Origin of the sequence: Mesorhizobium erdmanii USDA 3471 (genome assembly GCF_000472705.1) — a bacterium.
Lineage (GTDB): Bacteria > Pseudomonadota > Alphaproteobacteria > Rhizobiales > Rhizobiaceae > Mesorhizobium > Mesorhizobium erdmanii.
In genome coordinates this window covers 50,712-76,880 of sequence record NZ_KI421453.1, presented here as the reverse complement: position 1 = coordinate 76,880, position 26,169 = coordinate 50,712, and the positions used below count along the sequence as shown (strand labels likewise).

21 protein-coding genes are annotated in these 26,169 nt (G+C 63.4%); 3 read left to right on the top strand and 18 right to left on the bottom strand.

The window, feature by feature from the left end; translation table 11 throughout:
- Positions 1-320: 320 nt before the first annotated feature.
- The 4 genes from A3AU_RS0127835 to A3AU_RS0127820 all read right to left on the bottom strand — a co-directional run bounded on the left by A3AU_RS0127835 (position 321) and on the right by A3AU_RS0127820 (position 4,368).
- Positions 321-1,085: an SDR family oxidoreductase gene (locus A3AU_RS0127835; protein WP_027055789.1), complete on the bottom strand. Its 765-nt coding sequence runs from the start codon at positions 1,083-1,085 to the stop codon at positions 321-323.
- A gap of 50 nt (positions 1,086-1,135) precedes the next feature.
- A complete protein-coding gene (locus A3AU_RS0127830; RefSeq protein WP_154674687.1) occupies positions 1,136-1,681 on the bottom strand; it encodes a hypothetical protein in 546 nt (181 codons plus the stop codon).
- Between the two features lie 143 nt (positions 1,682-1,824).
- On the bottom strand, positions 1,825-2,622 hold the full coding sequence (locus A3AU_RS0127825; RefSeq protein ID WP_027055787.1) for a DUF427 domain-containing protein: 798 nt from the start codon (positions 2,620-2,622) through the stop codon (positions 1,825-1,827).
- 90 nt (positions 2,623-2,712) lie between these two features.
- Positions 2,713-4,368 (bottom strand): ABC transporter substrate-binding protein, encoded by a 1,656-nt coding sequence (locus tag A3AU_RS0127820; RefSeq protein WP_027055786.1) that lies wholly within the window; start codon positions 4,366-4,368, stop codon positions 2,713-2,715.
- Positions 4,369-4,484: 116 nt separating this feature from the next.
- Between A3AU_RS0127820 and A3AU_RS0127815 the strand changes: the two genes are divergently transcribed.
- Entirely contained in the window at positions 4,485-5,384 is a 900-nt protein-coding gene (locus A3AU_RS0127815; protein ID WP_027055785.1) for a LysR family transcriptional regulator, read from the top strand.
- A gap of 18 nt (positions 5,385-5,402) precedes the next feature.
- Here A3AU_RS0127815 and A3AU_RS0127810 read toward each other — a convergent pair whose 3' ends face one another.
- The 8 genes from A3AU_RS0127810 to A3AU_RS0127775 all read right to left on the bottom strand — a co-directional run bounded on the left by A3AU_RS0127810 (position 5,403) and on the right by A3AU_RS0127775 (position 15,213).
- Entirely contained in the window at positions 5,403-7,460 is a 2,058-nt protein-coding gene (locus A3AU_RS0127810) for an ABC transporter ATP-binding protein (protein WP_027055784.1), read from the bottom strand.
- On the bottom strand, positions 7,453-8,331 hold the full coding sequence (locus A3AU_RS0127805; protein ID WP_027055783.1) for an ABC transporter permease: 879 nt from the start codon (positions 8,329-8,331) through the stop codon (positions 7,453-7,455). The genes A3AU_RS0127810 and A3AU_RS0127805 overlap by 8 nt, the downstream gene beginning before the upstream one ends.
- Positions 8,328-9,281, bottom strand: a complete 954-nt coding sequence (locus A3AU_RS0127800) for an ABC transporter permease (protein ID WP_081709697.1) — start codon at positions 9,279-9,281, stop codon at positions 8,328-8,330. The genes A3AU_RS0127805 and A3AU_RS0127800 overlap by 4 nt, the downstream gene beginning before the upstream one ends.
- A gap of 71 nt (positions 9,282-9,352) precedes the next feature.
- Positions 9,353-11,017, bottom strand: a complete 1,665-nt coding sequence (locus A3AU_RS0127795) for an ABC transporter substrate-binding protein (protein WP_027055781.1) — start codon at positions 11,015-11,017, stop codon at positions 9,353-9,355.
- A gap of 267 nt (positions 11,018-11,284) precedes the next feature.
- Entirely contained in the window at positions 11,285-12,469 is a 1,185-nt protein-coding gene (locus A3AU_RS0127790) for a mandelate racemase/muconate lactonizing enzyme family protein (protein ID WP_027055780.1), read from the bottom strand.
- Position 12,470: 1 nt separating this feature from the next.
- Positions 12,471-13,577 (bottom strand): mandelate racemase/muconate lactonizing enzyme family protein, encoded by a 1,107-nt coding sequence (locus A3AU_RS0127785; RefSeq protein ID WP_027055779.1) that lies wholly within the window; start codon positions 13,575-13,577, stop codon positions 12,471-12,473.
- 35 nt (positions 13,578-13,612) lie between these two features.
- Positions 13,613-14,305, bottom strand: coding sequence for a GntR family transcriptional regulator (locus A3AU_RS0127780; RefSeq protein WP_027055778.1), 693 nt, complete (start codon positions 14,303-14,305; stop codon positions 13,613-13,615).
- A gap of 119 nt (positions 14,306-14,424) precedes the next feature.
- A complete protein-coding gene (locus tag A3AU_RS0127775) occupies positions 14,425-15,213 on the bottom strand; it encodes a HalD/BesD family halogenase (protein WP_027055777.1) in 789 nt (262 codons plus the stop codon).
- 91 nt (positions 15,214-15,304) lie between these two features.
- Here A3AU_RS0127775 and A3AU_RS0127770 point away from each other — a divergent pair, with 91 nt between their 5' ends.
- Entirely contained in the window at positions 15,305-16,225 is a 921-nt protein-coding gene (locus tag A3AU_RS0127770) for a LysR substrate-binding domain-containing protein (protein ID WP_027055776.1), read from the top strand.
- A gap of 44 nt (positions 16,226-16,269) precedes the next feature.
- Here A3AU_RS0127770 and A3AU_RS0127765 read toward each other — a convergent pair whose 3' ends face one another.
- A complete protein-coding gene (locus tag A3AU_RS0127765; protein WP_027055775.1) occupies positions 16,270-17,424 on the bottom strand; it encodes an efflux RND transporter periplasmic adaptor subunit in 1,155 nt (384 codons plus the stop codon).
- A gap of 15 nt (positions 17,425-17,439) precedes the next feature.
- A complete protein-coding gene (locus A3AU_RS0127760; protein ID WP_209444675.1) occupies positions 17,440-20,625 on the bottom strand; it encodes an efflux RND transporter permease subunit in 3,186 nt (1,061 codons plus the stop codon).
- A gap of 474 nt (positions 20,626-21,099) precedes the next feature.
- Here A3AU_RS0127760 and A3AU_RS0127745 point away from each other — a divergent pair, with 474 nt between their 5' ends.
- Positions 21,100-21,690 carry a TetR/AcrR family transcriptional regulator gene (locus tag A3AU_RS0127745; RefSeq protein ID WP_027055772.1) on the top strand — a complete coding sequence of 197 codons (591 nt, stop codon included), beginning with the start codon at positions 21,100-21,102 and terminating at the stop codon, positions 21,688-21,690.
- A gap of 331 nt (positions 21,691-22,021) precedes the next feature.
- Here A3AU_RS0127745 and A3AU_RS0127740 read toward each other — a convergent pair whose 3' ends face one another.
- The 4 genes from A3AU_RS0127740 to A3AU_RS0127725 all read right to left on the bottom strand — a co-directional run bounded on the left by A3AU_RS0127740 (position 22,022) and on the right by A3AU_RS0127725 (position 26,028).
- Positions 22,022-23,044, bottom strand: a complete 1,023-nt coding sequence (locus A3AU_RS0127740) for a LacI family DNA-binding transcriptional regulator (RefSeq protein ID WP_027055771.1) — start codon at positions 23,042-23,044, stop codon at positions 22,022-22,024.
- 149 nt (positions 23,045-23,193) lie between these two features.
- Positions 23,194-23,985 (bottom strand): ATP-binding cassette domain-containing protein, encoded by a 792-nt coding sequence (locus A3AU_RS0127735; RefSeq protein WP_027055770.1) that lies wholly within the window; start codon positions 23,983-23,985, stop codon positions 23,194-23,196.
- A 3-nt stretch (positions 23,986-23,988) separates the two neighbouring features.
- The gene (locus A3AU_RS0127730; RefSeq protein ID WP_027055769.1) at positions 23,989-24,975 is read right to left on the bottom strand and encodes an ABC transporter permease; all 987 of its coding nucleotides are present in this window, start codon (positions 24,973-24,975) and stop codon (positions 23,989-23,991) included.
- Positions 24,976-25,092: 117 nt separating this feature from the next.
- On the bottom strand, positions 25,093-26,028 hold the full coding sequence (locus A3AU_RS0127725) for a substrate-binding domain-containing protein (RefSeq protein WP_027055768.1): 936 nt from the start codon (positions 26,026-26,028) through the stop codon (positions 25,093-25,095).
- Between the last annotated feature and the right edge of the window lie 141 nt (positions 26,029-26,169).

Here is a 26,169-nt window from a genome sequence, read left to right as displayed (position 1 = left end):
GCAGCCGCGATGGTGCTCGATCTCGGTTATATCTGATGCTGCCGAGGCGGCCAGTCTCATGGCCGATGGATCGCCGCGATAGCGATCATCCGTGGATCAAACGCCAGTCGCGTGGCGCCCTGCAAGGTGCGAGCCATCAAGGTCCCATGATCCAGAGCAATTTCAGAAGAATTGCTCTCGGCTGTCGGCCCGGCAAGCCCCATCTCGCCAAAGCTCTTTCATGGGATGAAATTATATATACCAACGTTCATGTCGTGCAACGGCTAACGCCGCGCGTGTGCACAAATTCAGACTGCAGGCGAAGTCCACCCGATGCGTTCCTACCAGCAGACGTAGCCGCCATCGACGATCAGGTCGAGGCCGGTGACGAAGCTCGAAGCGCGGCTGGCCAGGAATACTGTCGGCCCGACCATTTCTTCCGGCGCCGCCATGCGTCCCATCGGCGTGTCGCGCTTGAAGATCTTGATTTCCTCAGCCACTTCGGGCCGCTTGTTCATCGGCGTCAGGGTGTAGCCCGGGCTGACGATGTTGACGCGCAGGCCGCGATCGGCCCACTCCATGGCGAGGCTCTTCGACATGTGGATGACGGCGGCCTTCGAGGAATTGTAGTGCGCCTGCGTCAGCCCCCGGTTGACGATGGTGGCTGACATCGAGGCGATGTTGATGATCGAGCCCTTGCGGCGCGCCAGCATCTTGCGCGCTTCGGCCTGGCAGGACAGGAACACGCCGGCGACGTTGACATCGTGTACCTTCTGCCAAGTCTCCAGCGCCATCGTCTCGGCCGGTTCCGAACCGGCGATGCCGGCATTGTTGACGGCGACGGTCAACGCGCCGAGTTCGGCCTCGACGCGGTCCATCGCCGCCGCAAGGTCGCTCTCCGATGTCACCGTGCCGGTCAGCACCAGAGCCTTGCGGCCGAGGGCGGTGATCCGCTGCGCGGTCTCGTCCAGCCCACCCTTCGACGCATGGCCGAAACAGGCAACGTCGGCACCCGCCTCGGCCAGCCCGATCGCGATTGCCTGTCCAATGCCGCTGCCCGCCCCGGTGACCAGCGCGACATCGCCGTCCAGCCTGAATAGATCCATCGATCGTCCCCCCGTTTCGCAGGGAGGATATGCGGGATGGCGCCTGTCTATCAACCGGCTCCGAAGGTGCAGGCCCTCGGCCGGCTGCTCGACGACCAGTCTTTGAGGCTTATCGGCTTGAACCGGCGGTTGATCGGCTTTGCCGCTTCAAGGTCTTTCGAGACGGTGCCCTTGCCGGTGAGATAGTTGATGTCGCAACCGCCTAGCGTCGTCTCGACACCAGACGATGTCTGCTGGTTCCAGTCCCAGCTGCGGCTATAGCCGCCGACGAGGAACCGGCCCTTGCGATAGACAATGGTCACCGTCTCTTCCGTCGACCTGCTGGCGCCGCAGCCGAAGCAGGAGGTGATCGCCAGCGATCCCTTGCCGTTGCTTTGGAGGTCGATGACCCTGTCCTCGGTCAGGACCTTCCTGAGCAAATCGGGCTTCCGCGACGGATCTTGCTTCTCCTCGCCCAGATAGATGTAAAGACTGGCCGGACCACCGGGTTCCTGCATGATGACGGCCCGGTCGGTCTCGCCGTCCTGGTCGATATCCAGCTTCAGTTCGAAGGCGGCTGGATTTTCGGCAAGCGCCAGCATGGGCGTCGCCGTCAAGGCGACCATCCCAAGCCAGGCCACTTGATGAAATGCTTTCCTCATCGCCGATCGTCCACAGCGCAATGCAACGTAGCACTGGCGCGAACGCACGCAAATGGCAAACGCCGGCTGGCCGGCGCTGGTTAGCAAGCGCGAGCGGCTCAGAAATAGCCGCTCGAGGCGGCCGTGAATTCCTTCGGGATTTCGACGCCGTCGACCAGGATCTTGTCGACCAGTTCGTGATGGAAGCAGACCAGGCCCTTGATGCGCTCGGCCTCGTGCACCGGCTCGGGATAGTACCAGACGATGTTCTCGTGCCGCTTCTTGGGCGTCGTCACATGATAATAGTTGGAGATGCCCTTGTAGGGGCAGCGCGAAATGTAGCGGCTGGGCGCGAACATATCGAGCCGCGTGTCGGCGATCGGCAGATAGTGGCGCACCGGGTGGCCGGTTTCGAACAGGAACACGCCACGGCGTGAATCGGCGACCTGTTCGCCGTCGAGAATGACCTGCACCCGCCGCGAGGATGGCAGGCAGTCGACGCGGCGGAACGGGTCGCGGGCGTGGACGAAGATCTCTTCGTCCTCCTCGTACCAGTGCGTCATCTTGGGCCAATAGAAGGACATGTAATCAGACAGCAGCGGGGATCCCTTGACCGGATCGAGATAGCGCCAGGCGGCATCCTCGACCAGCGTGATGCCGGTGTTCAGCGAATAATGCGTGGCGACGCCTTTGAACGGGCTCTCGGTCGTCGTCGTGCTGGGCAGCAGGAATTCCTCACGCACATCGCTGATCGGGAAGTAGTAGACCGGCAGATGGTCGCTCTCGTAGAGCACCAGCGCCTTGGTCGTGTCGGCGACGATCATCGATCCCACCTGCACGCGCAGCCGCTTCTGCATCGGCATGGTGAAGGCGACATAGCCCGGTTCGAACTCGTATTGCACGATGGTATCGAGCAAGGGGAAATGCGGTCCGCGACCGCGCAAATGAGGCTTGCGAATGGTAGTCTCCCGTCTTCTTGTCTTCGTGGCCGCGCGGTTGGATACGGGTCACCCTATGGATACACGATCGAGCAGCAGCCCTGCTGCGATCGGCGGCAGGCCGCTGACATTCTTGCGCACCGGCACGAGCAAATCAGGGAAGTAGCTGAAGATCACCGGCGTCTCGTCGAGCAGCAGTTTCTGGATGTCGGAGGCCGCCGCGCGCTGCGCGCCGATGTCGAGTGCCTTGAGGTAGGACGTGACCATGCCGTCATAGGCAGGGTTCTTGAAATGCGCCGCGTTCCAGGGGCCGTCGCTGACCAGCGGACTTTTCAGGAAGACATTCGGCACGCTGCGATGGGCGTAGTCGGTGATCCCCAACGGGCTGTCCAGCCAGTCCGACTGGCCGAACACCGCCTTGCCGTAATATTTGTCCTGGTCCTCGATGTTGAGCGCGATGCGGGCGCCGATCTCCTTGGCGAAATTCTGGAACAGCTGCGCGTAGCCTGGAATGTCGGAATAGCGCAGCGTCGTCAGCGTGATGTCGAAGCCGTTGCCGAGGCCGGCCGCTTCGAGCAGTTGCTTGGCCTTGGCGATATCGTGGACACGCTGCGGCACGGACTTGTCGGTGGCGGGGAAGGCCGGCGCGAATGGGCTGTCATTGCCGGTCGCCGCCATGCCGCGGCACAAGCCGTCGACCAGCTTGGAGCGGTCGATGCTGAGCGCCAGCGCCTGGCGCACGCGCTTGTCGGTGAACGGGCCGGTGTCGCAGCGCATGTGCAACTGGCGATGCGCGGTCGAGGCGACGCGCAGCACGGTGATGTCGGGGCTGTTGAGCACCACCTGGCTGACATCGAGCGGCACGGCGTCGAGGATGTCGACCTCGCCGGCCTGCAGCGCCAGGATGCGGGGCTGCACGTCGCCGTAGAATTTGAATTCGAGCCGGTCGGGCAGGGCCTTCTCGCCCCAATAGTCCGGGTTGCGCACGAAAGTCGCGCCGACCTTCGGCGTGTAGCTCTCCAGCCGGAACGGGCCGGTGCCCTCGAAGGTCTTTTCGTAGTCGCCCTTGTAACTCGCCGGCAGGATGACGGCGTTGTAATTGTCGATCGAAACCGAATACGGAAAGCTGCCGTTCGGCGCATCGAGATGGAAGGCGACGGTGTGGTCGTCGACCTTCTGTGTGCCGCCCTTCGACAGCAGGCCCTTGAAGACCGAAAGCGCGTTCGAGGCGCCGTTCGGGTCGGCGAGACGATCGAAGGTCGCCACCACGTCGTCGGCCTTGAAGTCCTCGCCATTGTGGAATTTCACGCCCTTGCGCAGCTTGAAGGTCCAGACACTGCCATCGGCGTTTGGCGACCAGCTTTCCGCCAGCACCGGCTTCAGGGTGAGATCCGGTTGCGTGATGCAGAGAAACTCGGCGGTCTGGAAGACCAGCTGGTAGCTGCCGCTGTCATAGTAGGTGACGGGATCGATGGCGCCGCCGGGCGTGGCGACGCCGGCGCGCACCGTGCCGCCCGGCTTGCCTTCGGCGCGGGCTTTTTGCGTGCCTAGGCCGGCAGCCGCCACAAGGCCGCCCAGGAACGGCTGGGAAAGGCCCAGAACGCTGCCGTGGCGCAGGAAATCGCGCCGGTCGAGCCTGCCGGCAAGCAAGTCATCGACAGCGGAATTTTCGATTGCGGTCAGATTTTTGCGAGCGGCGTCGATCGTCATGAAATGCCTTGGCATGGCTGCATTCCTCGCTTGCCCTTGGGGGATCGGCCATTTAGGTCATTGTTGAACGCAGGCGGAAAGCGATATTTTTTGATGGGGTCCATCGAAATTTTCGATGCGGGGAGGATGGCATGGATACCGAGAACCTGCGCAGTTTCCTGGAGGTTGCCGAACATGGCAGCTTCACCGTCGCGGCCAGCCGGCTCAACCTTGCGCAATCCACGGTCAGTGCGCGGATCAGGGGACTGGAGGAGCAATTGGGGCGCCGGCTTTTCGTGCGTGACCGTGACGGCGTCACGCTGACGCCGGCCGGCCGCCAGTTCCTGCCTCACGCCTCCTCCATCACCCGCACCTGGGAGCAATCGCGGCAGGACATCGCCGTTCCCGATGGCTATGACAGCCTGCTGCGGCTCACCGCCCCCGCCTATCTGTGGGAGCGCATCACCTCGCCATGGGTCGAGTGGATGCGCGCCAGGCGGCCGAACGTGGCGCTGCGGCTCGAAGGCAGTTTTCCGGATCTGGCCATCGACCAGCTGGCGGAGGGCCTGCTCGACATCTGCATCCTCTATCTGCCGCGCCCGCATCCCGGCATCGTTTATGAGACGCTGGCCGTCGATCAGGTCGTGCTGGTCCAGCACGCTGCGCAGACCAAGCCATGGAGCGAAAACTACATCCTGATGGATTGGGGTCTCGAATTCCGCATCGAGCATGACCGCGCCTTTGCCGGCATGGTCAAGCCGGCAATCTCGGCGGGGCTGGTCTTCATCGGGCTGCAGCATGTGCTGTCGCAGCAAGCGGCGGCCTACCTGCCGCTGAGCGCCGTCAGCGGCCATATCGAGCGCGGCGAGATGCGGCGCATCGACGGCACGCCGGTGTTCCGGCGGCCGATCTATCTCGCCTATCCCGCCAATCCCGTCTCGTCGGATGTGCTCGACGTCGCGCTGACGGGCTTGCGCTCGCTGGCCGGGAACTGGACCAATGATCACGGTTTTTCGGAAGGCGACCGTTCGGTCGGCATGGCCGGTCTGTAGCCGGCCGGAGATGCCTTGCTATGCCGGTTCGGTCACGGCGGCCTTCTGCAGCCTGGCAAGTTCCGGGTAGGGGATATGGCAGCGGATCGAATGGCCGGGCTGCGCCTCTGCCAGCGGCGGCTCCTGCTGCTCGCAGATCGGGCCGATCTTGCGCGGGCAGCGCGTGTGGAACACGCATCCTGTGGGCGGATTGGTGGCGCTGGGGATTTCGCCGTCGAGCCGGATGCGCGCCGTCTCGGTCTGGTCGAGTTTGGGCACGGCCGACAGCAGCGCTTCGGTATAGGGGTGATGTGGCCCGGAGAAGACTTCCTCCGATGGCCCGAGTTCCATGATGCGGCCAAGATAGAGCACGGCGATCTTGTCGGAGAGGTAACGCACGACGCCAAGGTCGTGCGAGATGAAGATGTAGCTGACATCCTCCTTCGATTGCAGATCGGCGAGCAGGTTGAGGATCGCCGCCTGGACCGAAACGTCGAGCGCCGAGGTCGGCTCGTCGCAGACCACGATGCGCGGATCGCCGGCGAAGGCCCGCGCAATGGCGACGCGCTGCTTCAGCCCGCCTGACAGCTGGCGCGGCTTGACGGCCAGGTGCCGGTCGGTGAGGCGCACCGAGCGGACGAGGTCGTCGAGGCGCGCCTCTAGCGCTTTGCCGGAGAGGCCGGCCAACCGCTTCAGGGCGCGGCCGAGGATGTGGCGGATCGAATGCGAGCGGTTGAGTGCGGAGTCCGGGTTCTGGAAGACGATCTGCATCGCCTTGACCTGGTCGTCGCCGCGGTTCTCCAGCTTCGGCGCCAGCGCCTTGCCCTCGAGCTCGATGGTGCCGCCGGCATCGGGCGGCACAAGGCCGAGCAGCAGTCTGGCGAAAGTGGTCTTGCCGCTGCCGGATTCGCCGACCAGCCCCAGCGTCTCGCCGGGGCTGAGATCGAGCGAGACATCCTTGACGGCGCGCAGGGGATGGCCGTGGCTGGCATAGGTCTTGTTCAGTCCGGCGACGCGCAGCACGGGCGCTGCCGCGGGCTTGGGTGCCGCCGCCACGTCGCTCGGTGTCGCGCGCGGCAGGGCCTGCGCCTTGTCGTGGTAGTGGCAGCGCGACAAGCGCTTGCCGCGCTCGTCACTCAGATCATAGAGCGGCGGCAATTCGGTGCGGCAGCGATCGTCGGCGAGCGCGCAGCGGTCGGCAAAGGCACACCCCTTGATGTCCATGCCAATGCCGGGCAGGAAGCCCGGAATGGTATCGAGCCGGCCCTGGTCCTTGCGCTGGCCGCCGCGTGGCAGGCAGCGCAGCAGCGCCACCGTGTAGGGATGGCGCGGATCGTTGAAGACGACGTCGGTCGGTCCTTCCTCGACCAGCATGCCGGCATAGAGCACGCCGACCCGGTCGCACATGTTGGACACTACGGCGAGGTTGTGGCTGATGAACAGGATCGAGGCCGAGAGTTCTTGCCTGAGCTGCGCGATGAGGTCGAGCACCTCGGCTTCGACCGTCGCATCGAGGCCGGTGGTCGGCTCGTCGAGGATCAGCATCGAGGGATCGTTGGCCAGCGCCATGGCGATCGCCACGCGCTGCTGCATACCGCCGGAGAGCTGGTGCGGGTAGCGCTGCATGACGCTTGGCGGATCGGAGATGCGCACGCGATTCAACATGGCGATGGCGCGATCACTGGCTGCCTGGCCCGTGATGCCGCCAAGCTCGAAGATCTCGGTCAACTGGCGGCCAATTCGGATCGACGGGTTCAGCGCCTTGCCGGGATCTTGGTAGACCATGGAAACGCTTTCGGCCCGCGCCCGGCGCAAGGCCTCGCCATCGAGCTTCATCACGTCCTGGCCGTCGAGCGAAATCGCGCCGCCTGTGATCGAGCCGTTCCTTGGCAAATAGCGCACGACCGTGAGCGCCACGGTGGATTTGCCGCAGCCGGATTCGCCGACCAGCCCATAGGCCTCGCCTTGCCTGATGTTGAGGTTGAGATTGCGCAGCACGGCGCGGTTGCGCCCGGCCACGCGATAGGCGACCGACAGATCGCTGAGTTCGAGGGCGTTTTCAGCCTTTGCCGGCTTGGTAGGGGCGGAGTTAGTCATTGAGCGCTCCATGAACGCCGTCGGCCGCAAGGTTGACGCCGATCACCAGCGAGGCGATGGCGAGCGCGTCGAACAGCACCGTCCACCAGAAGCCGCCGCCGATCATGCCGTAATTCGAGGAGATCGACAGCCCCCAGTCGGGCGACGGCGGCTGGATGCCGAAGCCCATGAAGGAGAGCGTGGCGACCGCGAAGATGGCGTAGCCGAGCCGCACGGTGGTCTCGACCAGGATCGGCGGGATGACGTTGGGCAGGATCTCGACGAACATCGTGTGGAAAGCGCTCTCGTGCCTCAGCTGGGCGGCGGCGACATAGTCGAGTTCGCGCTCGGCCAGCACCGCCGAGCGCACGGTGCGCGCAATGATCGGCGCGAAGCTCAGGCCAATGACGACGATGACGGTGGCCTTGGAGGTGCCGAGCGCTACAATGGCGAGCAGCGCGACAATGACCACGGGGATTGCCATGAAGGCTTCGAGGATGCGGCTGACGACATCGTCGACGATGCCGCGAAAATAGCCGGTGAGCAGGCCAAGCGCCGTGCCCGCCACCGTCGCCAGCAGCGTCGCCAAAGGCGCGACGGTGAGGATGTCGCGGGAGCCGACAATGACGCGCGAGAAGACATCACGGCCAATCTGGTCGGTGCCGAACCAATGTTCGCGCGACGGCGGTGCCAGCGCGTTGATGATGTCGTCGGCAAGCGGGTCATAGGGTGCGAAATGTTCGCCGAACAGCGCGCAGGCGACCCAGAACAGCACGATGAAGAGGCCGACAAGGAAGGTTCGCGAGCGCATGAGCGAGAACAGGACTTCCGCCAGCGGACTGCGCCGGCGCGTGTCGTCTTGCGCAGGAGAAGGGGTCTGGACGGCGCTCATTGGTCTGACCCCAGGCGGATGCGCGGATTGAGCACGGAATAGAGGAAGTCGGCGATCAATGTCGCCACGGCATAGACGATACCGATGGTGAGGATGCCGGATTCCAGCATCGGAAAGTCCTTGCCGCGCGCGGCGGTGAAGATCAGCGAGCCGATACCCTGGTAGCGAAACAGCGTCTCGATCACCACGAGGCCGCCGATGAGATAGCCGGTCTGCGTGGCAATGACGGTGATGGTCGGCAACAGCGCATTGCGCAGCACATGGCGCCAGATCACGGTGCGCCAGGGCAGGCCCTTGAGTACCGCCGTTCGCGTATAGTCGGAATCGAGCGCCTCGATCATGCCGGAACGCGCCATGCGCGCGATATAGCCGAACAGCACCAGGAACAGCGGCAGCGACGGCAGGATCAGGTAATAGAGCTGAGTGAAGAACCCGGCATCCTTCGGCCATGCCGCCGAGATCGGCAGCCAGCGCAGCCAGACGCCGAAGATCAGGATCAGGATGATGCCGGTGACGAACTCTGGCAGCACCGTCACCGACAGGCCACCCAGGCTGATGATGCGGTCGAGCGGGCGGTTGAGGTTGAGCGCAGCCACGACACCGCCCAGGATGCCGATCGGCACCACCAGCACGAAGGCGACCGCCGCCAGCTTCATCGAATTGCCCAAGGCGTCAATGACGAAGGGCGCTACAGGCGAGCGGAAGATGTAGGACGTGCCCATGTCGCCACGGACAAATTTCCAGATCCAGGTCGCATATTGGGTGAGCAATGGGCGATCGACGCCGAGCGTATGATTGAGCGCGTCGACGGCGCGCTGGTCGGCAAACGGACCCAGGATCGCGCGCCCGACATTGCCGGGCAGCACCTGGCCGCCCAGGAACACCATGATCGACAGCAGGAACAATGTCACAAGCGACAGCGACACACGCCGTGCAAAGAAGGAGAGAATGGCTAAGACTCCTTGCGGAGCCAGCCCCCATGCGGGAGCTGGCTGTTAGAGGATTGGCTTTCCCTTTTCGCCTAGGCCTTCGATGCCTTTTCGAGGAACAGCTGCGACATGGCGGTCGGCTGCACGCCGGTCACGCCCTTCGCCGTCGCCGTCAGGTAGTCGTAGAAATAGCCGAAGATGACAGGCGTTTCCTCGAGCAGCAGCTTCTGGATCTTGCCAGCGTCGGCCTTCTGCGCCTCGAGGTCGAGCGCCGCGATATAGCTGGTCGCCAGCGCGTCATAGTCCTTGTTCTTGAAGTGCGCCGCGTTCCAGGTGCCGTCGCTCTTCAGCGGCGCGGCAAGGTAGACGTTCGGCACGCCGCGGTGGCCGTAATCGGTAATGCCCATCGCCGAATCCAACCAGTTCGACTTGCCGAACACGGCATCGCCGTAATAGGCGCCCTGGTCGAGGATGTTCAGTTCGAGTTCGATGCCGATCTCCTTGACCCAGTTCTGGATGAGCTGGGCGTATTCGGGGATTTCGAGGTAGCGCTCGGTGGTCAGCGTCATCTTGAAGCCCTGGCCGACGCCGGCGGCTTCCATCAACTGCTTGGCCTGCGCGATATCCTGCTTGCGCTGTGGTATGGTCGTGTCGGTCGACGGGTAGACCGCGGCGAACGGGCTGTCATTGCCCAAGGCCGAACGTCCCTTCATCAGGCCGGCGGCGAGCTTTTCGCGATCGAGGCAGAGGGCGATGGCGCGGCGCACGCGGGCATCTTTCGTCGGGCCTTCGTCGCAGTGCATGTGCAGTTGCTGATGCGCCGACGACTTCAGGCTGATGATTTCGAAGCTCGGATCGTTGAGCAGGGCAACGCCCGCGAGAACCGGCATCTGGTTGATGATGTCGATCTGTCCGCCCTGCAGCGCCAGGATTTGCGGCTGCATGTCGGCGAAGAAGGTGAACTCGGTGCGCTCCGGCAGCGCCTTTTCGCCCCAGTAGTCCTCGTTGCGGACGAAGGAAGCGCCGACCTTCGGCGTGTACTTTTCGATCTTGAACGGGCCGGTACCGTCGAAGCTCTTCTCGTAGTCGCCCTTGTAGCTCGCCGGGATGATGACGGCGTTGTAATTGTCGGACGACACCATGTAGGGGAAGTTACCGTTCGCCGCGTCGAGGTGGAATTCCACCGTGTAGTCGTCGACCTTCTTGGTGGCGCCCTTCTGCAGGATGCCGGTGAACACCGACAACGCGTTGGACGAGTTTGCCGGGTCGGCAAGGCGGTCGATGCTGGCCACGACGTCGTCGGCCTTCATCTCGCCGCCTGAGTGGAATTTCACGCCCTTACGCAGCTTGAAGGTCCACACCGTGCCTTTGTCGTTCGGCTTCCAGCTTTCGGCCAGTGCCGGCTTCAGCACCAGGTCCGGGCCGTCGACGCAGAGGAATTCCGCAACCTGCTGCATGACCACCAGGCCGCCGGCGTCGGCGATGGTGACCGGGTCGATGGTTGCCGCCGGAACGCTGCTGCCGACGCGGATGGTCGCGCCCGGCGCATTCTGGGCGCGGGCGAGCGACGGCATGCCACTGAGGCCGGCAGCCGTGGTGATGCCGCCCAAAAGCGGCAGCGACAGGCCAAGCAGGCTGCCGTGGCGAATGAAGTCGCGGCGGCTGACGCGACCATCGACGAGACCGTCGATGAGATGGTTTTCGAGCGGCGAGCGATTGCGCCGGATCAGGTCGAGAATGCGGTAGTTCTTGCTCATGGGTTTAACCCTTTCCCCTATTTCTTATGGTTGACGAATGCACTTCCAGTTGACGAAATTCCGTGGAGTTCTCCTTGTCCCGGCCATCAACGAAGTCGGTAGACCGGGACTGTAGCATGCGGTTTTTTCCGGTTCATCCGATCCTTGCGGCGCGGTGGTCAGATTTTCTTGAGGCTATGCTTCCACTCGTCCGGTCCTGCCGCTGCCGTCCAATCGCCGCGGCGGGCCCTTGTTGTTGAATCAAGTCTCCTTTCCCTTCTCGTCCTTCTAATTCAGCGGCAGACGGCGGTATGTCCCGGGCTTGGCCGGATCGTGATATTTGTTGCACGGGCCGTTGTCGGTGAAATCGCGATGGCAGGCCGCGAGGTTCTTGCGCGACAAGGTGACGCCGAGGCCGGGGCCTTCCGGCACGCGCACGACATTGTTCCTCGGCGAAAACGGCCCTTCCTCGGTGATATCCATGGGCTGCATGCGAAACAGCGATTGGTTCGGCTCGCGGATCCAGCCGAGCGCGGCGCACAGGTGCAGATACGCCGCGCTGCCGATGCCGCTGTCGCCGCTGTAGCACCAGAAGTCGACGCCGGCGTGCTCGCAGGCGCCGACGAAGCGCAGCAGGCGGCCAATGCCGCCATGCGCCGTCGGATTGCCGACAAAGGCGTCCGGAACCTTGAGGTCCATGGCCCGCGCAATGTCGATGTTGTGGGTTGAGAACGGGATCGAGCAATGCTGCCGCAACTGCCGCATCTCCTCGATCGTGGCCACCGGATCCTCCCAGTTGCGAACGCCGAGTTCTTCCAGCGGCCGCGCCAGCAGCCGCGCCGTGGCCAGCGAATAGGCCTGGTTGGAATCGATGCGGATCATCACCTCGTCGCCGAGTTTCTCGCGGATCAGCTCGACCATTCTCAGCGAGATCTTCGGATCCTCGGTCGAGAATTTGCCTTCGAAGAAGCTCGTTCCATGCGTCTCGTGCAGTTCGACGCAATAGTCGGCGACTTCTTCCGGCGTCGTTTCGCCCTTTACATCAGGCCCATCGCCGCGCAGCGAGAAATAATCGGTGAACGGGATATCCTTGCGCACGGCGCCGCCGAGCAACTGGTAGAGCGGCTGGTTCCACGCCTTGCCGCGCAGGTCCCACAGCGCCATCTCGACGGCGCCGAAAGCCATGATGCGGGTGCGGTCGTTGATCGACTGCACGCCGGTCCAATACGGCAGGCTGACATGCTCGGCGCCGGCAATATCGAATGCATCGCGGCCGACCAGGCGATCGGCCAGAACACCATTGACGATCGAGGCCGCCGCCGGTGTAGGCGCTTCGCCGAGGCCGATCAGCCCATCCTCGGTCTCGACCTCGACAATGGTCTGCGAAAACCCGTCGAGCTCGCCGAACACCCAGCCATAAGGCGCTTCGAGGCGAAGATTGATCGGCGTGGCCCTGATGCTGCGGATCTTCATCTCAGCCGCCGATCTCGAAGAACGGCACGCCGATCAGGTCGGGAACGACGTCGATGCCGAGGCCTGGCCCGTCCGGAATGCCCATGCGGCTGCCGGTGACCGGCGGCTTGTTCGACGCGGTGCGCACCGTCACCCATTCATGGAAAGCGATGGCGTGCAGCCGGCGTTCCTCCGGCGTCGACAGCGACAGATGCGCCATGGCTGATGTGTCGATCTCGGCGCCGCCAGTGTCCTCGACCGTGATCATGAAGCCGAGGTCGACGGCGACGTCGCGGATCTGGCGCGTCTTGGTCACGCCACCGAGCCGCGAGATTTTCAGCGTCAATCCGTCGGCTGCGCCCAGGCGATGGATTTCCAGCATTGCCTCGAGCGAGGTGACGGATTCGTCGAGCACCATCGGCTTGTCGAGCATGCGGCGCACCGACATGTTCTCGTCGATCGTCGTGCAAGGCTGCTCGAATGTGTAGTCGATGGCGCGTGTGGCATCGGCGAACTGCCGCGCCTGATAGGGGGTCCAGCCGGCATTGGCGTCGCAGAAGATGACGGTGCCATTCGGCACGGAGGCGGCGACCGCTGTGACGCGCTCGATGTCATCATGGACATTGCCGCCGACCTTGACCTGCAGCCGGTGGAAGCCGTCCCTGACGATGCGCTTTGCCAGCGCCGCCATGGCGTCGACGCTGCCGTGAGTGACCACCTTGTAGAGTTCGGCCGTCTCGCTTTCCTTGCCGCCCAGCAGTGTCACCAGCGGCACGTTGGCGGCGCGCGCGGCGAGATCCCAGCAGGCCATGTCGAGCGCTGATTTGATGTAGGGATGGCCCTTGAACACCGTGTCCATCAGCCGGCCGATGCTGGCCAGGCCGCGCGGATCGTGGCCGATGAGATGCGACGCGATTTCCGGCACGCCCGCGCGCGTTCCAGCGGGAAACGCGGCCGAGTAGAAATTGCCAAGCGGCGCCATCTCGCCCCAGCCGGTCAAGCCGCCGTCGGCTGTGATGGCGACGATCACCGCGTCGAAAGCGTCGGCTTCGCGCCCCTTCGACATCCGGTAGGGTCCGTCCACGAAGGGCTGCACGACATGGTAGGCTTTGATGGTTTCGATGCGCACGTGTCTGTCCGTTGGCTGCAAAGTCTGGGAATTGATCAGGCGCCCCTCGATGGGCGCTGTTCGAGGCCGCGTGCGTAGGAAAGCAGCTGTTCGAAATCGAGGTGGATATGCTCGCGGGCATGGCGCTGGGCGGCGCCCATGTCGGTGCCTTTGAGCAGCCGCACGTAAGTCTCATGAACGTCTTCGGCCGGCACCGGCTCGTTGCGCGCATGCTGGTGCAGCGCGAAATACATCTGCAGCCGGCTGATCAGCCGCTGCCAGGTTTCCAGCAGCACCGAATTGTCGGCCCATTCATAGATCAGCCCATGCAGTTGCAGCGCCGTCTCGATCTGCCTTGTTGTGTCGAGGTTGCGGGTCGCCTGCTTCACCGCTTCGTGGCGCCGGTCAAGCTCATCGAAGAAGCGCTGGTCGCGCAGCGGCCAGGTGCGCGCGATGGCGAATTCGTCAAGCACCTGGTTGAGCGAATAGGCATCGTCAATGTCCTTGGCGGTGACGTCGATGACGAAGGTGCCGGCATAGGGAATGCTGGAGAGGAGGCCTTCCTGCACGAGCTCACGCATCGCCTCGCGCAATGGCGCGCGGCTGACCCGCATCTGCTCTGAAATCCTGAGCTCGTTGAGCTTCTGGCCGGGTCCCAACTGACCGGTCAGGATCGCCCGCCGCAGCAGCGCGACGATTTCGGCGCGGCGCGTCGTGTCGGCAATCGGGCTGAACTCCGTCTTCACCATCCGGCCCACTCCAGCGAGAACAGAAGGCAAGACAATCAGATTGTCGACAATCTAACAAGATGTCATTTTTGGATTCTTTCATCGTCTGCGCAATCTGATCCGGATGCGGTGGGGCGGGGTCAGGCCGCGCGGCCATAGAAGCCGACCCGTTCCTCGGCGCTGAACATCACGCCTGGCCTCTCATAGTAGGAAAACACCGCGATCATGCGTTCGCGCTCGCCTTCGACCGTGGTGACCCGGTGCGCGGTGTTCTTGCCGCGGAACACATTGAGTGTACCCGGCTTCATGCGCAGGATTTTTGCGTCGGGATCACGGCCTTCCAGCAGTCGGGCGACGCCGTCATAATTTGGATCATCGTCCGATCTGAGATCGGTGCGATATTCGAGGTCGCCACCGCTCTGCGCCTGCTGCAGGAGGAGGGTAGTGGTGAATTCCGAGCGGTCGAAATGCCAGTTCAGCGCTTCGCCGGCGCGATAGGCCATGACGTTGGTGCGGGCCAGCGGGTCCTGCATGACGTGCAGCTTTGCCTTGCCCATCGTCGCCGCGAGGAAGCGCACAAGCGGTTCATACTCGTAGATGGCAAGCACGGTGCTGCCCGGAATCTGGTCGGCACAGACGGTATGGCTGATGGTCTCGACCTTGCGCAGCGCCGGATGGTCGGGGGCGAGTTCGGGAATGCTGGGCTTGAAGTAGATGTTGTGCATCCTCTTGTGGACATGGGATTGCGTGTCCATCACCGGCGTGATTTCCCGCACCGCCCGTTCGGCGACGCCTGGCCGTAGAAAACCTTCTAGATTGAACATGCCGTCGGCTTCGAGCGCAGCGATCGATTGTTCGACGAGATGCTTCCATTCGGCGCTGCCTTCGCGGTCGAGCGGGAAGCGGTCGAGATCGAGAATGTCTTTCATGGTCATCGGCTCCAAGGTTTCGAGTGCATGAGACGGCAAAAAATTCTTTCTCTCAACGTGGAAAATTATTAGGATCAGCCAAGAAAAACTTATGGAGTCTGATTTGGAAAAGCTGCCGCCGCTGAACGCGATCAAGGCCTTCGAGGTCGCCGCCCGCACCGGCAGCTTTACTTTGGCGGCGAGCGAACTTGGTGTGTCCTCGGCCGCGGTCAGCCAGCAGATCCGCAACCTCGAGACCTGGTTCGGCAAGCAACTGTTCGTGCGCACGGGCAACCGCATCACGCTGACCGACGCCGGCCATGCCATCTATCCGCAGACCGCGCGTGCGCTTGGCGACATCGCCGCCATCGGCCAGCGCATGCTGGAAGGCGGTTTGAGGACGCGTCTGGTCGTCAGCGTGCCGTTTTCGCTGGCCGAACTATGGCTGGCGCCGAGGCTGGCTGAGTTGCTCGATGCCTACCCGCACATGGCGATCGATGTCCGGGTAGAGGACGATCCGATCGACCTGTTGCGCCAAAATGTCGATCTGCGCATCTCCTATGGCGACTATCACTACCCGGGCCTGCGCATGGTCCGCCTCGTCCATGACGATGTGCTGCCGGTTTGCGCGCCGGAATTCTGGGACCGGCACCGCAAAGGCGTTTCCGGTCTCACCGACCTGCATGAGAGCCTGTTCATCCACACCAATTGGGGGCCGAACTATGCTTCGCACCCGACCTGGACGGATTGGTTCGCGGCATGCGGCGGCAGCCGTTCGCCCGACCCGTCGCATGGGCGGCGAGTCGGTCTTTCAAGCCTAGCGATCGCTTCAGCGAGGCTGGGTCTGGGCATTGCCCTTGGTCAGCGTGTGATGGCACAGGCCGATCTGGAGGCAGGGCGATTGATCGCGCTCTCACCAGTCTCGGTGCGTCTCGGTCATCCCTATTGCGCCTTCATGCCGCCGGCCAAGGCCGATCGAGCCGATGTCGTCGCTTTGGTCGGCCTGCTCGTGAAAACGGCGCCCGCGACCTGAGAAAAGGTCGGGGGCGCCGCGCGGAAACCGGGCCTGCGGGGGATTCAGGTAGCCGGTTTCTGTGGCAGTGGCGAGATCGGCATTCCGGGTCCGATCTTCTGCAGATTGCCTGTTATCACCTGGTCGCCCTCGGAGACGCCGCTGAGGATGGCCACCAGGTCGCCGCTGGTCGGGCCAAGCGAGACTAGCCGCTGGTCGACCGTGTTGCCCTTGCCGACGACGTAGAGGTACTTGCCGAGCTGGCTCGAACCCAGCGCTGTCTGCGGCACCATCAGCGCATCGGGCTGCTGCTTGATATGCAGACGTACGCGAACATACTGGCCGGGCATGAGCGAAAACTTCGCATTGCCGATCGTGGCGCGGGCAGTGATAGTTCCCGTCGAATGGTCGACCGTGTTGTCGATGAAGGTGAGTTCGCCCTTCTGGCTGGACTCGGTCGTGCCCGGCAACAGAACCTCGACCTCGATCGGCCCGGCCGCGCGGGCCTGCTCGATCTCGGCCAGATCCGTCTCGCTCGGATTGAAGGTGACATAGATCGGATCGAGCTGGACCAGCGTGTTGAGCACGGTGCCGGCGACGCTGACCAGCGTTCCGACCGAGGCCTGGTTGCGGCCGAGGCGCCCGGCGAACGGAGCATGGATCTCGGCGTAGCTCAGGTTGAGTTCCGCCGTGCGTACGGCCGCCTGGTTGAGCGCCAGCGACGCCTGCGCCTGGCGCAAGGTACTGGTGCGCTGGTCGAAACTGTCCTTGTCCAGGTAACCGCTCTTGGCGAGCTCGGAGCCGCGGCCGAGATTGGAACGCGCATAGTCGAGCGTCGCCGTATCGCGCTGCACCTGGGCTCTCGCCTGATCGAGCGCAGCCTGGAAGTCGTCAGGCGAGATCTTGTAGAGAAGGTCGCCCTGGCGGACATCGGCGCCGTCTTGCGCTGTCTGTTCCTGCAGGTAGCCAGGCACGCGCGCCTGCAGCGTGATGCTGCGGATAGGCTCGATGCGGGCCGCGTAGTCGAGATAGATCGGGATCGTCTTCTTGACCACGCTCGCCACCGGCACCGGCATCACGAATGCCGCCGGAGCCGGCGTCGCCGCCCCGGCCGTAGCGCCGCTCAGCCTGAGATTGCCCATGTCGAGCAGGTGAACGCTGGCCACCGAGATCGCACCCAGCGCGACAGCCGTTCCCAACGCGATTTTCCATTTACGCATGATATTTCTCCAATCTTATTCGGCCGCTTGCGCCAGGGGAGGGAAGGCGGGTTCGGCGGTTGGTTCAGTGTGCTTGGAGGCGGGTTCGCCGCTTTCGCGGCGCTCCCGCAGCTGTTCGATGACCGCGTAGAAGACCGGCACGAACACCAGCGACAGGATGGTCGCGGCGACCATGCCGCCAAAGACGGTGGTGCCGATCGATTGGCGGCTGGCGGCACCGGCGCCGGTGGCGAACATCAGCGGCAGCACGCCGAGGATGAAGGCGAAGGCCGTCATCAGGATTGGCCGCAGTCTCAGCCTCGCGGCTTCCATCGCCGCCTCGATGATGCTCAGGCCTTCCTCGCGCCGCCGTCTTGCGAACTCGACGATCAGGATCGCGTTCTTCGCCGCCAGGCCGATCAGCATGACGAAGCCGATTTGCGAGTAGACGTCGATCTGCATGCCGCGTGCCCACAGTGCGGCGAACGCGCCGAACAGAGCGAGCGGCACCGCCAGCAGCACCATGAACGGCATCGCCCAGCTCTCGTACTGCGCCGCCAGAATCAGGAAGACGAAGACGATGGCGAGGCCGAAGACGACGGACGCGATCGATCCTGCCTTGAGCTCCTGGAAGGTGATGCCGGTCCATTCGAAACCGAAATCCCTGGGCAGCGCGGTGGCAGCCGCCCGTTCCATGGCAGCGACCGCCTGGCCCGAGGAGAAGCCGGGTGCGGCACCGCCATTGATCGAGGCGGAGGCGTTGTTGTTGTAGTGCGGCACGGTTTCCGGGCCGACGAACGGCACCAGCTTGCCCAGCGTGCTGAGCGGCACCATACCGCCCGACGCGTTGCGCACATAGAGCCGTGAAATGTCGGCCGCACCCGCACGTGCATCCTTGTCGGCCTGGATGGTCACCCGGAAGGTGCGGCCAAACAGGTTGAAGTCGTTGACGTATAGCGAGCCGAGATAGATCTGCAGCGTGTTGAAGACGTCGGGCAGGTTGAGGCCGAGAAGCTTGGCCTTGCTTCGGTCGAGGTCGTAGTTGAACTGCGGCGTCGAGGTCGAGAACGGCGAGAACAGCTGCTGCGGATTGATTTCGGGCTGCTTGCGCGCCTCGGCGATCACGGCTTGCGTCGCATCGTTGAGGGCGTTGCTGCCACGGCCGGTTAGATCCTCGACGACAAACTCGAAGCCGCCCGTGGTGCCGATACCCGGGATCGAAGGCGGATCGAAGGAGAGCGCGAAGGCTTCCGGTATCTGCAACAGCTTGCCGCGGACATCGGCAACGAGCTTCGATGCACTCTGGTCGGGAGTACGCTCCTCCCAGGGCTTCAGGATGGCGAACTCGACCGCCGAGTTCGACTGCGCCGCACTGGTCAGGAAGTTCAGGCCACTGATCGAGCCGACGATGTCGACACCGGGCGTTGCCTGCAGGATGTCACGCGCCTTCTGCGCCACCGCGTCGGTGCGTTCGAGCGAGGCACCGTCAGGCAACTGGATGACGACGAAGAAATAGCCCTGGTCCTCGACCGGAAGGAAGGTCGAGGGCAGCTTCTGCCAGACGAAGTAGGTGGCCACCAGTCCGGCCGCGAACAGGCCGAGCATGATCCAGCGCAAGCGGATGAGGAAGCGCACGCCATGGGCGTAGGCATGCGACATCCTGTCGAAGCCGGTGTTGAACCAGCGGAACAGGAAGAACTGTGGCCCGTGCCGATGGCGCAGGAAAGCGGCACTGAGCGCGGGGCTCAGCGTCAGCGAATTGAAGGCGGAAATGCCGACCGAAATCGCCACCGTCAGTGCGAACTGGTTGTAGAGCTTGCCGGAGACGCCGGGAATGAAGGCGACCGGCACGAACACCGCCATCAGCACGGCGGTGGTGGCGATGATCGGACCGGTGACTTCGGCCATGGCGGCCTTTGTCGCCGCCAGCGGTTTGAGCCCCGCCTCGAGCTGTCGTTCGACATTCTCTACCACGACGATGGCGTCGTCGACGACAAGGCCGATCGCCAGCACCATGCCGAGCAGAGAGAGCATGTTGAGCGAGAAGCCCATCATCTCCATGACGACGAGCGTCGCCACCAGCGACACCGGAATGGCGATGGTCGGGATGATCGTCGTGCGCCAGCTCTGCAGGAAGATGAACACCACGGCGACGACCAGCACCAGCGCTTCGCCGAGTGTGATCAGCACGTCATGCATCGAGGCCGAGACGAAGCGCGTCGTGTCGTAATGCATGGCGTAGGAGACGCCCTTCGGGAATCGCGTCGACAGCTCCTGCATCTTGTCCTTGACGCGCTGCTGAAGGTCGAGCGCGTTTGAACCGGGCATCTGGTAGACGGCGAGAACGACGGTAGGGTCCTTGCCGAAGAAGGCCGAGGACGAATATTGCAGCGCGCCGAGTTCGATGCGCGCAACGTCGCGCAGCCGCACCAGCGACCCGCTATCGGTGTTGGCGCGCACCACGATGTCGCCGAATTCCTTCGGGTCGCTCAGGCGGCCGACGGCATTGACCTGCATTTCGAAAGCGGTGCCGGCGGGCGCCGGCGACTGGCCGATCTTGCCGGCCGCCACCTGGACGTTCTGCTCGGCGATGGCATTCTGCACGTCGACGGCGGTGATGCCGAGATTGGCGAGCTTGTCCGGGTCGAGCCAGACGCGCATCGAATAGCGCCGCTCGCCGAAAATCTGCACGTCGCCGACGCCTTGCAGACGCTTCAACGGATCGACGACCTGCAGATAGGCAAGGTTCGAGAGCGCCACCGGGTCGACGGAATTGTCGGGCGAGGTGAGGTTGACGATGAGAACGAAGTTCGGGTTCTGCTTCTTGATCGTCACGCCGCCCTGGTTGACGATCGCCGGCAGCGACGAGGCCGCTTGGCTGACGCGGTTCTGGACGTCGACGGCGGCGGTGCTAAGGGAATAGCCGACATCGAAGGTGATGGTGATGGTCGAGGAGCCGTCATTGGAGCTCGTCGACGACATGTAGGTCATGCCTTGCACGCCGTTGATCTGCTGCTCCAGCGGCGTCGTCACCGTGTCGGCCACGACTTGCGCGCTGGCGCCCGGATAATGGGCGCTGACGACGACCTGTGGCGGGGTGATGTCGGGAAACTGCGAGACCGGCAGCAGGAAATAACAAATCGTCCCGGCGAGCACCATGATGATGGCGATCGCCGAGGCGAAGATCGGACGGTGGATGAAGAAGTTTACCACGACACGCATGCCTCGCCGGCTGCTGTTGCCCGCCCGAAGGCGCTGGCAACCCTGGACAACTGGCCGTGCCCGTCACGGGAGGCTTCCCGTGAACGCAGCAACGGCACCTCACGACGCTTGGCAAGCGAGCGAAGCATTGACTCGAAGGCGCGGGGGTCGACCCCATCTGCTTTCATGACCAGCCGGATCATTGGATCCCGGACGGCCTCTTCTATGGTAAGATCGCGGCGCTGTGGCATTGGCCGGCTCCTTGTCTGTCGATTCGCAGCCCATGCTCGCGAACCGTTTTTCATTTCCTCACCGGCCGAAGCCGCATGATTGGCAGTTTTTCCGTCGCTCTCGTCTGGCAGGACCAGTTCACGGCCTTGTTATTGACGATCGACGACATAGGTGTTACCAGTAAGTAACATTTGCATAGTTACAGACCGGTAACACCCTAGTCAAGAGGTGGCCGTGGTTTTTAGGAAACGAAAGGAGATCATGATGACAGAAGGCGTCGTGGAACGCTCGCGTCCCCGGGATCGAATCCTGGAGACGGCGCGTGACATGTTCCACAAGCACGGCATCAAGGGCGTCGGCGTCGACGCCATCACCGAAGCCGCTGGCACGAACAAGATGACGCTCTATCGTCACTTCGAATCCAAGGACGATCTGATCGTCGAGTGCCTGCGCGCCAATGCGGCCAAGGCCGGCGCGATGTGGGAAGCATTCGAGGCTGAATTTCCAGGCGACAAGCTCGCCCAGCTGCATGCCTGGGTCCGCAAGGCGGCTGCAATGCTCAATGCCGACGGCCGTGGCTGCGACATGGCCAATGCCGCCGCTGAGCTGACCGAGCCGGACCATCCGGCCAGGCTGGTGATCAAGGAGCTCAAGGAAGCCCAGCGCGAGCGCCTTGTGACGCTGTGCCGGGATGCGGGCATTGGTCAGGCCGAACTGCTCGCCGATACGCTGTCGCTGTTGTTCGAGGGTGCCCGCGTCAGCGTGCAGACCGTGGGTGCCGAGGGCCCGAGCACGCAGTTCGTGCGCATGGCCGAGGGACTGATCGTTTCCTTCCGAGGCACCGCCGCCGGTTGAAATCCGCCGCGACTGCTGGTGATTTACCGGTCGTATGAGCGAGGTGACGCCCGGCCCTTCGGCGCGGGCGGCGGACGAATTCCCCACACCGAACGAAAAAAGCCCGCTGCCGGGAGGAGGTGGCAGCGGGCTCGATTTCGAATGCGGCGCGGGAGGAGGTGCACCCCATTCAGCGTCGGCATCGCATCTGGGAGGAGTAGATGGCCGACAACCAGAACCTACGAGTTGCCCAATGATTCGGCAACAATGAATTGTGCATAGCAGCTGTGCAGATTTGCCGTGTCAATTATCCTACAAATGCCACAGGCCAGCGTTGCCAACCCGCCCTGCCTCACTGCACCGGTACGTTTTCCCTGAAAATCAGGCGCGGCTCGATGAATTTCCGGGTGAGATAGGGCGCCGATGAGGCAATGGAGCCGAGCAGGCGGATAACCGACTGTTCGGCGATCAGCCGGGCGTTCTGATCGATGACGACATCAACGAGATCATCGACGAGATAACCGCGCGTCTCTCGCGTCAGGTCGTGGCAGATGAACACCGGCTTGCGATTGGGCCTGGCTTCGCGGATGGCCTTCGCGACACCGGAGCGCCCGGCGCCGACACAATAGATGCCGAGCAGATCGGGTTCGTTGCGCAGCGCCTTCATGGTTTCGGCGTAGCTGGCATCCGGCTCGTCGTTGATCTCGACGGCGCTGGTTACGGTGAGGTTGGGAAATTCTTCGCCAAGCACCGAGCGGAAGCCCATTTCACGCTCCTCGTGACCGCGATAGGAGCGCGAACCGACGACCATCGCCAGATGACCCTCGCATCCGCCGAGGAAACGCCCCATCAAAAGGGCCGCCGTTCGCCCCGCCACCCGGTTGTCAATGCCGACATAGGCCGAGCGGGGAGCGGCCGGAATATCGGACACCAGCGTCACCAGGCGGATGCCGGCCTCGACGATGTCGCGAAGGATGTTGCGGGTTCGTGGATGGTCTATGGCGATGACACCGACGCCGTTGGCCTTCAGCGACAGGCTTTCGACCGCTGTCTGCAGCGCGCTCGGCGAGATGCCGGCGAGGTTGTGGATCCGGCAGGAGGCGACCAACGGCAGGCGCGATGAATAATCCTCGATGTGCTTTGCCAGATCCTGCATGAAGGCGTTGCTGCCGATCGGCAGGAAGAATTCGAGGTTCGCGGGTTTCGAGGGAAGCGTCACCTGGTCGGCGACCGGCAGATAGCCAAGCTGCTTGGCGGCCTCCATGACGCGTTGCCGGTTGGCGGCGCTGGCACCGGGGCGATTGTTGAGCACCCTGTCGACCGTCGCGGTCGAGAGCCCGCAATTCCTGGCGATGTCGGAGACGGTGGCTTTCATGCCGCAAACCTATGCGCCGATGCGATGGCGCGCCAGACAAGCAATTGAGCAGCTGATGTACAAGGCGATGCGATCCGAGGGAGGGATGATCGGCCTCCATCACCCCGACGCGCATTCGGCTGCTTCGCCAAGACGGCCTCCACCCGTCCTCAGTGCGATGGTTTGCCGTCGGCGACGGCGTCGCGGATTTCCTTGTCCGACATGCCGGTGATGATCCTCTCGACTTCCGTCACGGTTGTCGTCTTCGGATCGATGTCGTCGGCAACCACCTTGCCCCTGCGCATGACGACGATGCGGTCGACCACCTGGAAGACGTGATGGATGTTGTGCGCGATGAAGATGCAGGAATGACCGGAATCACGGGCGCTGCGCACGAAACTCAGCACGCCTTGCGTTTCAGCGACGCCGAGATTGTTGGTCGGCTCGTCGAGGATGATGAGGTCGCTGTCGAAATGCATGGCGCGCGCGATCGCCACCGCCTGGCGCTCGCCGCCGGAGAGCGAGCCGATCGGCGTCGTCGGCGGAATGTTCTTCGAGATGCCGACCTGTTTGAGCAGGTCGCGGGCGACCGTGTTCATCGCCTCCTGATCCATGCGATTCAAGAAGCGCGGCGGTTTGATCGGTTCGCGCCCGAGGAACAGATTGCGCGCGATCGACAATTGGGTGACCAGTGCGGAATCCTGATAGATGGTCTCGATGCCCTGAGCGATGGCGTCGCTGGTGCTGCGCAAGGTGACCTTCTTGCCGCGAATGAAGATGTCGCCGCTGGTCAGCGGCACCGCGCCCGACAAAACCTTGATCAGCGTCGACTTGCCGGCGCCATTGTCGCCGAGCAGGCCGACGATCTCTCGTTCATTGACATGGAAATTAGCGTCCTCGAGCGCCTGCACGCGGCCGTAGGACTTGCGGATGTTCTGCATGCGGATCAGTGGCTCGGCCATGGTTCAAGTCCCTGCCTGATGCCGGCGTTCCAGCCATGAGTGGAGCGCCATCATGCCAAGGATGATCGCGCCGATGAAGATGTTGTAGGCGAGGCCCGGCACGCCGATCAGCACGATGCCGTTGCGCATCACGCGCAGGATCAGGATGCCGAGCACCGTGCCGATGATGGTGCCGCGTCCGCCGGTCAGCGCCGTGCCGCCGATCACCACCATGGCGATGACTTCGAGTTCGTAGCCGGTGCCGCTGTTGGGGTTGGCGGCGGAGGTGCGCAGCGAGGAAATGACGCCGGCTAGCGAGGCCATGAGCGACGACAGCACGAACAAGCCGATCTTGACGCGGTTGACATTGACGCCGCGGGCGCGCGCCGCATTGGGATTGCCGCCTGCCGCCTGGATCCAGTTGCCGGTCCGGCTTTGCGTCAGCACGTAGCCGAGAGCGATCGCCGCGGCGATGAACCAGAACAACGACATGTAGATGCGGAACGGCCCGATGAAGAAGTCGCCGACCAGCGCTTCCGCCAGCCAACTGCCCTCCGCGCTCCACGTGCGCTGCGGAAAGCCGTCGGTGATGAAAAGCGCGCTGCCTCGCACCACCAGGAGCATGCCGAGCGTCACCAGGAAGGACGGGATCTTGAGCTGGGTGACGAACCAGCCATTGACCAGGCCGATCAGCGCGGCGACCACCAGCGCGACGACGAAGCCCATTTCCAGCGAGGTGACGCCGCTGTTGAACAGCGTCCACATCAGCACCGGTGAGAAGCCGAACAGCGAGCCGACGGACAGATCGAATTCACCCGATGTCATCAGCAAGGTCATTGCCAGCGCGATCAACCCGAGTTCGACGGTGAAGGCCAGCGTGTTGGAGATGTTCTGCGGCGACAGGAAGTCGTGGTTGAAGCCCCAGAAGACGCCGATCTCGACGACGAGCAGCACGAAGGGACCGAATTCAGGCCGCGCGATCAGGCGTTGGATGAGCGAATGATTTTCCACAGGGAATCCGCGACATGATGGGAATGGCTGACACCTGCGCCGGATCGGACGAGGCTCGGCGAATGGACAAGACAGTCGCGACCGTGGATAGGGTCGCGACTGTTTGGGGCCGGGATGTTACTTGCCGGACAGGATCTTGTCGTAGACCGCGGCGGTGTCCTTCTCATAGAGCGCGCCGGTGATCACGTTGAAGCCAGGAGGAATGCCTGACGCGGCCATGTTGGCGAGCGAGAGCGCGACATAGCTGGTCGCCTGCGGGTCCTGCCACTGGCCGGCATTGACGTAGCCGTTCAGCACTTCCTGGGTGGTATCGAGCGAATTGCCCCAGCCGACGACCGGGATTTCGCCCGGCTTGACGCCGACCTGGTCGAACACCCGCTTGATCGAGCCGGTGACGAGGTCGCCGAGGCCGATTATGGCTTTGACCTTGCCCTTGTGGGCGGTGAGGTAGTCGACCATGCGGTTGATGACCTCTGCCTGGTCGAGCGTCGCCTCGGTCACTTCATAGGTGATGCCGAGCGGTCCGAAGACGCTCTTGATGCCTTCCTCTTCCTGGACGCCATAGGTGGCGCCGGGGATCTCGACCGGCATCCAGACGAAGTCGCCCTTCTTCACCAGGCCCTTGTCGACCAGATACTGTGCCCAATGCTTTCCGAAGGTGACGTTGTCGCCGCCGACATAGGCATTGAAATTGGCCTTGGGATCGGGCGTGTTGAAGTTGATGATCGGGATATTGGCGGCGCGGGCTTCCTTGACGATCTCGACGAGGCTGCCCGGATCGGGGCTGGTGGTGACGATGCCGTCGGCCTTGGCGGAGAGGGCGGCGCGAACCGCTTCCTGCTGGGAGGCGACGTCGCCATTGTGGAACGAGGTGTTCACGGTGTTGCCGGTGTCCTTGGCCCATTGCTTGGCGCCGGCCAGGAAGTAGGTCCACACCGGATCGGCCGGGCCGCCATGCGAAATCCAGTAGAAGGTCTTGGCCTGTGCCGCGGCCGGAATGACCGTCAGCGCGACCAGCAAGCCGTAGAGCACAAGTCTCAGTCTTGTCAGCATTTGATTTCCTCCCGGTTGAAGATGATCCGTCCCTTGTTCCGGCTTCAGCCGGATCCGCGTCTTTTGCCAGCGCCGCTCGGATGCCACAGAGCATTCCCTTTTTCGACGGATGGCAAGCCTCCATCTGCAGATGTAGTTGGC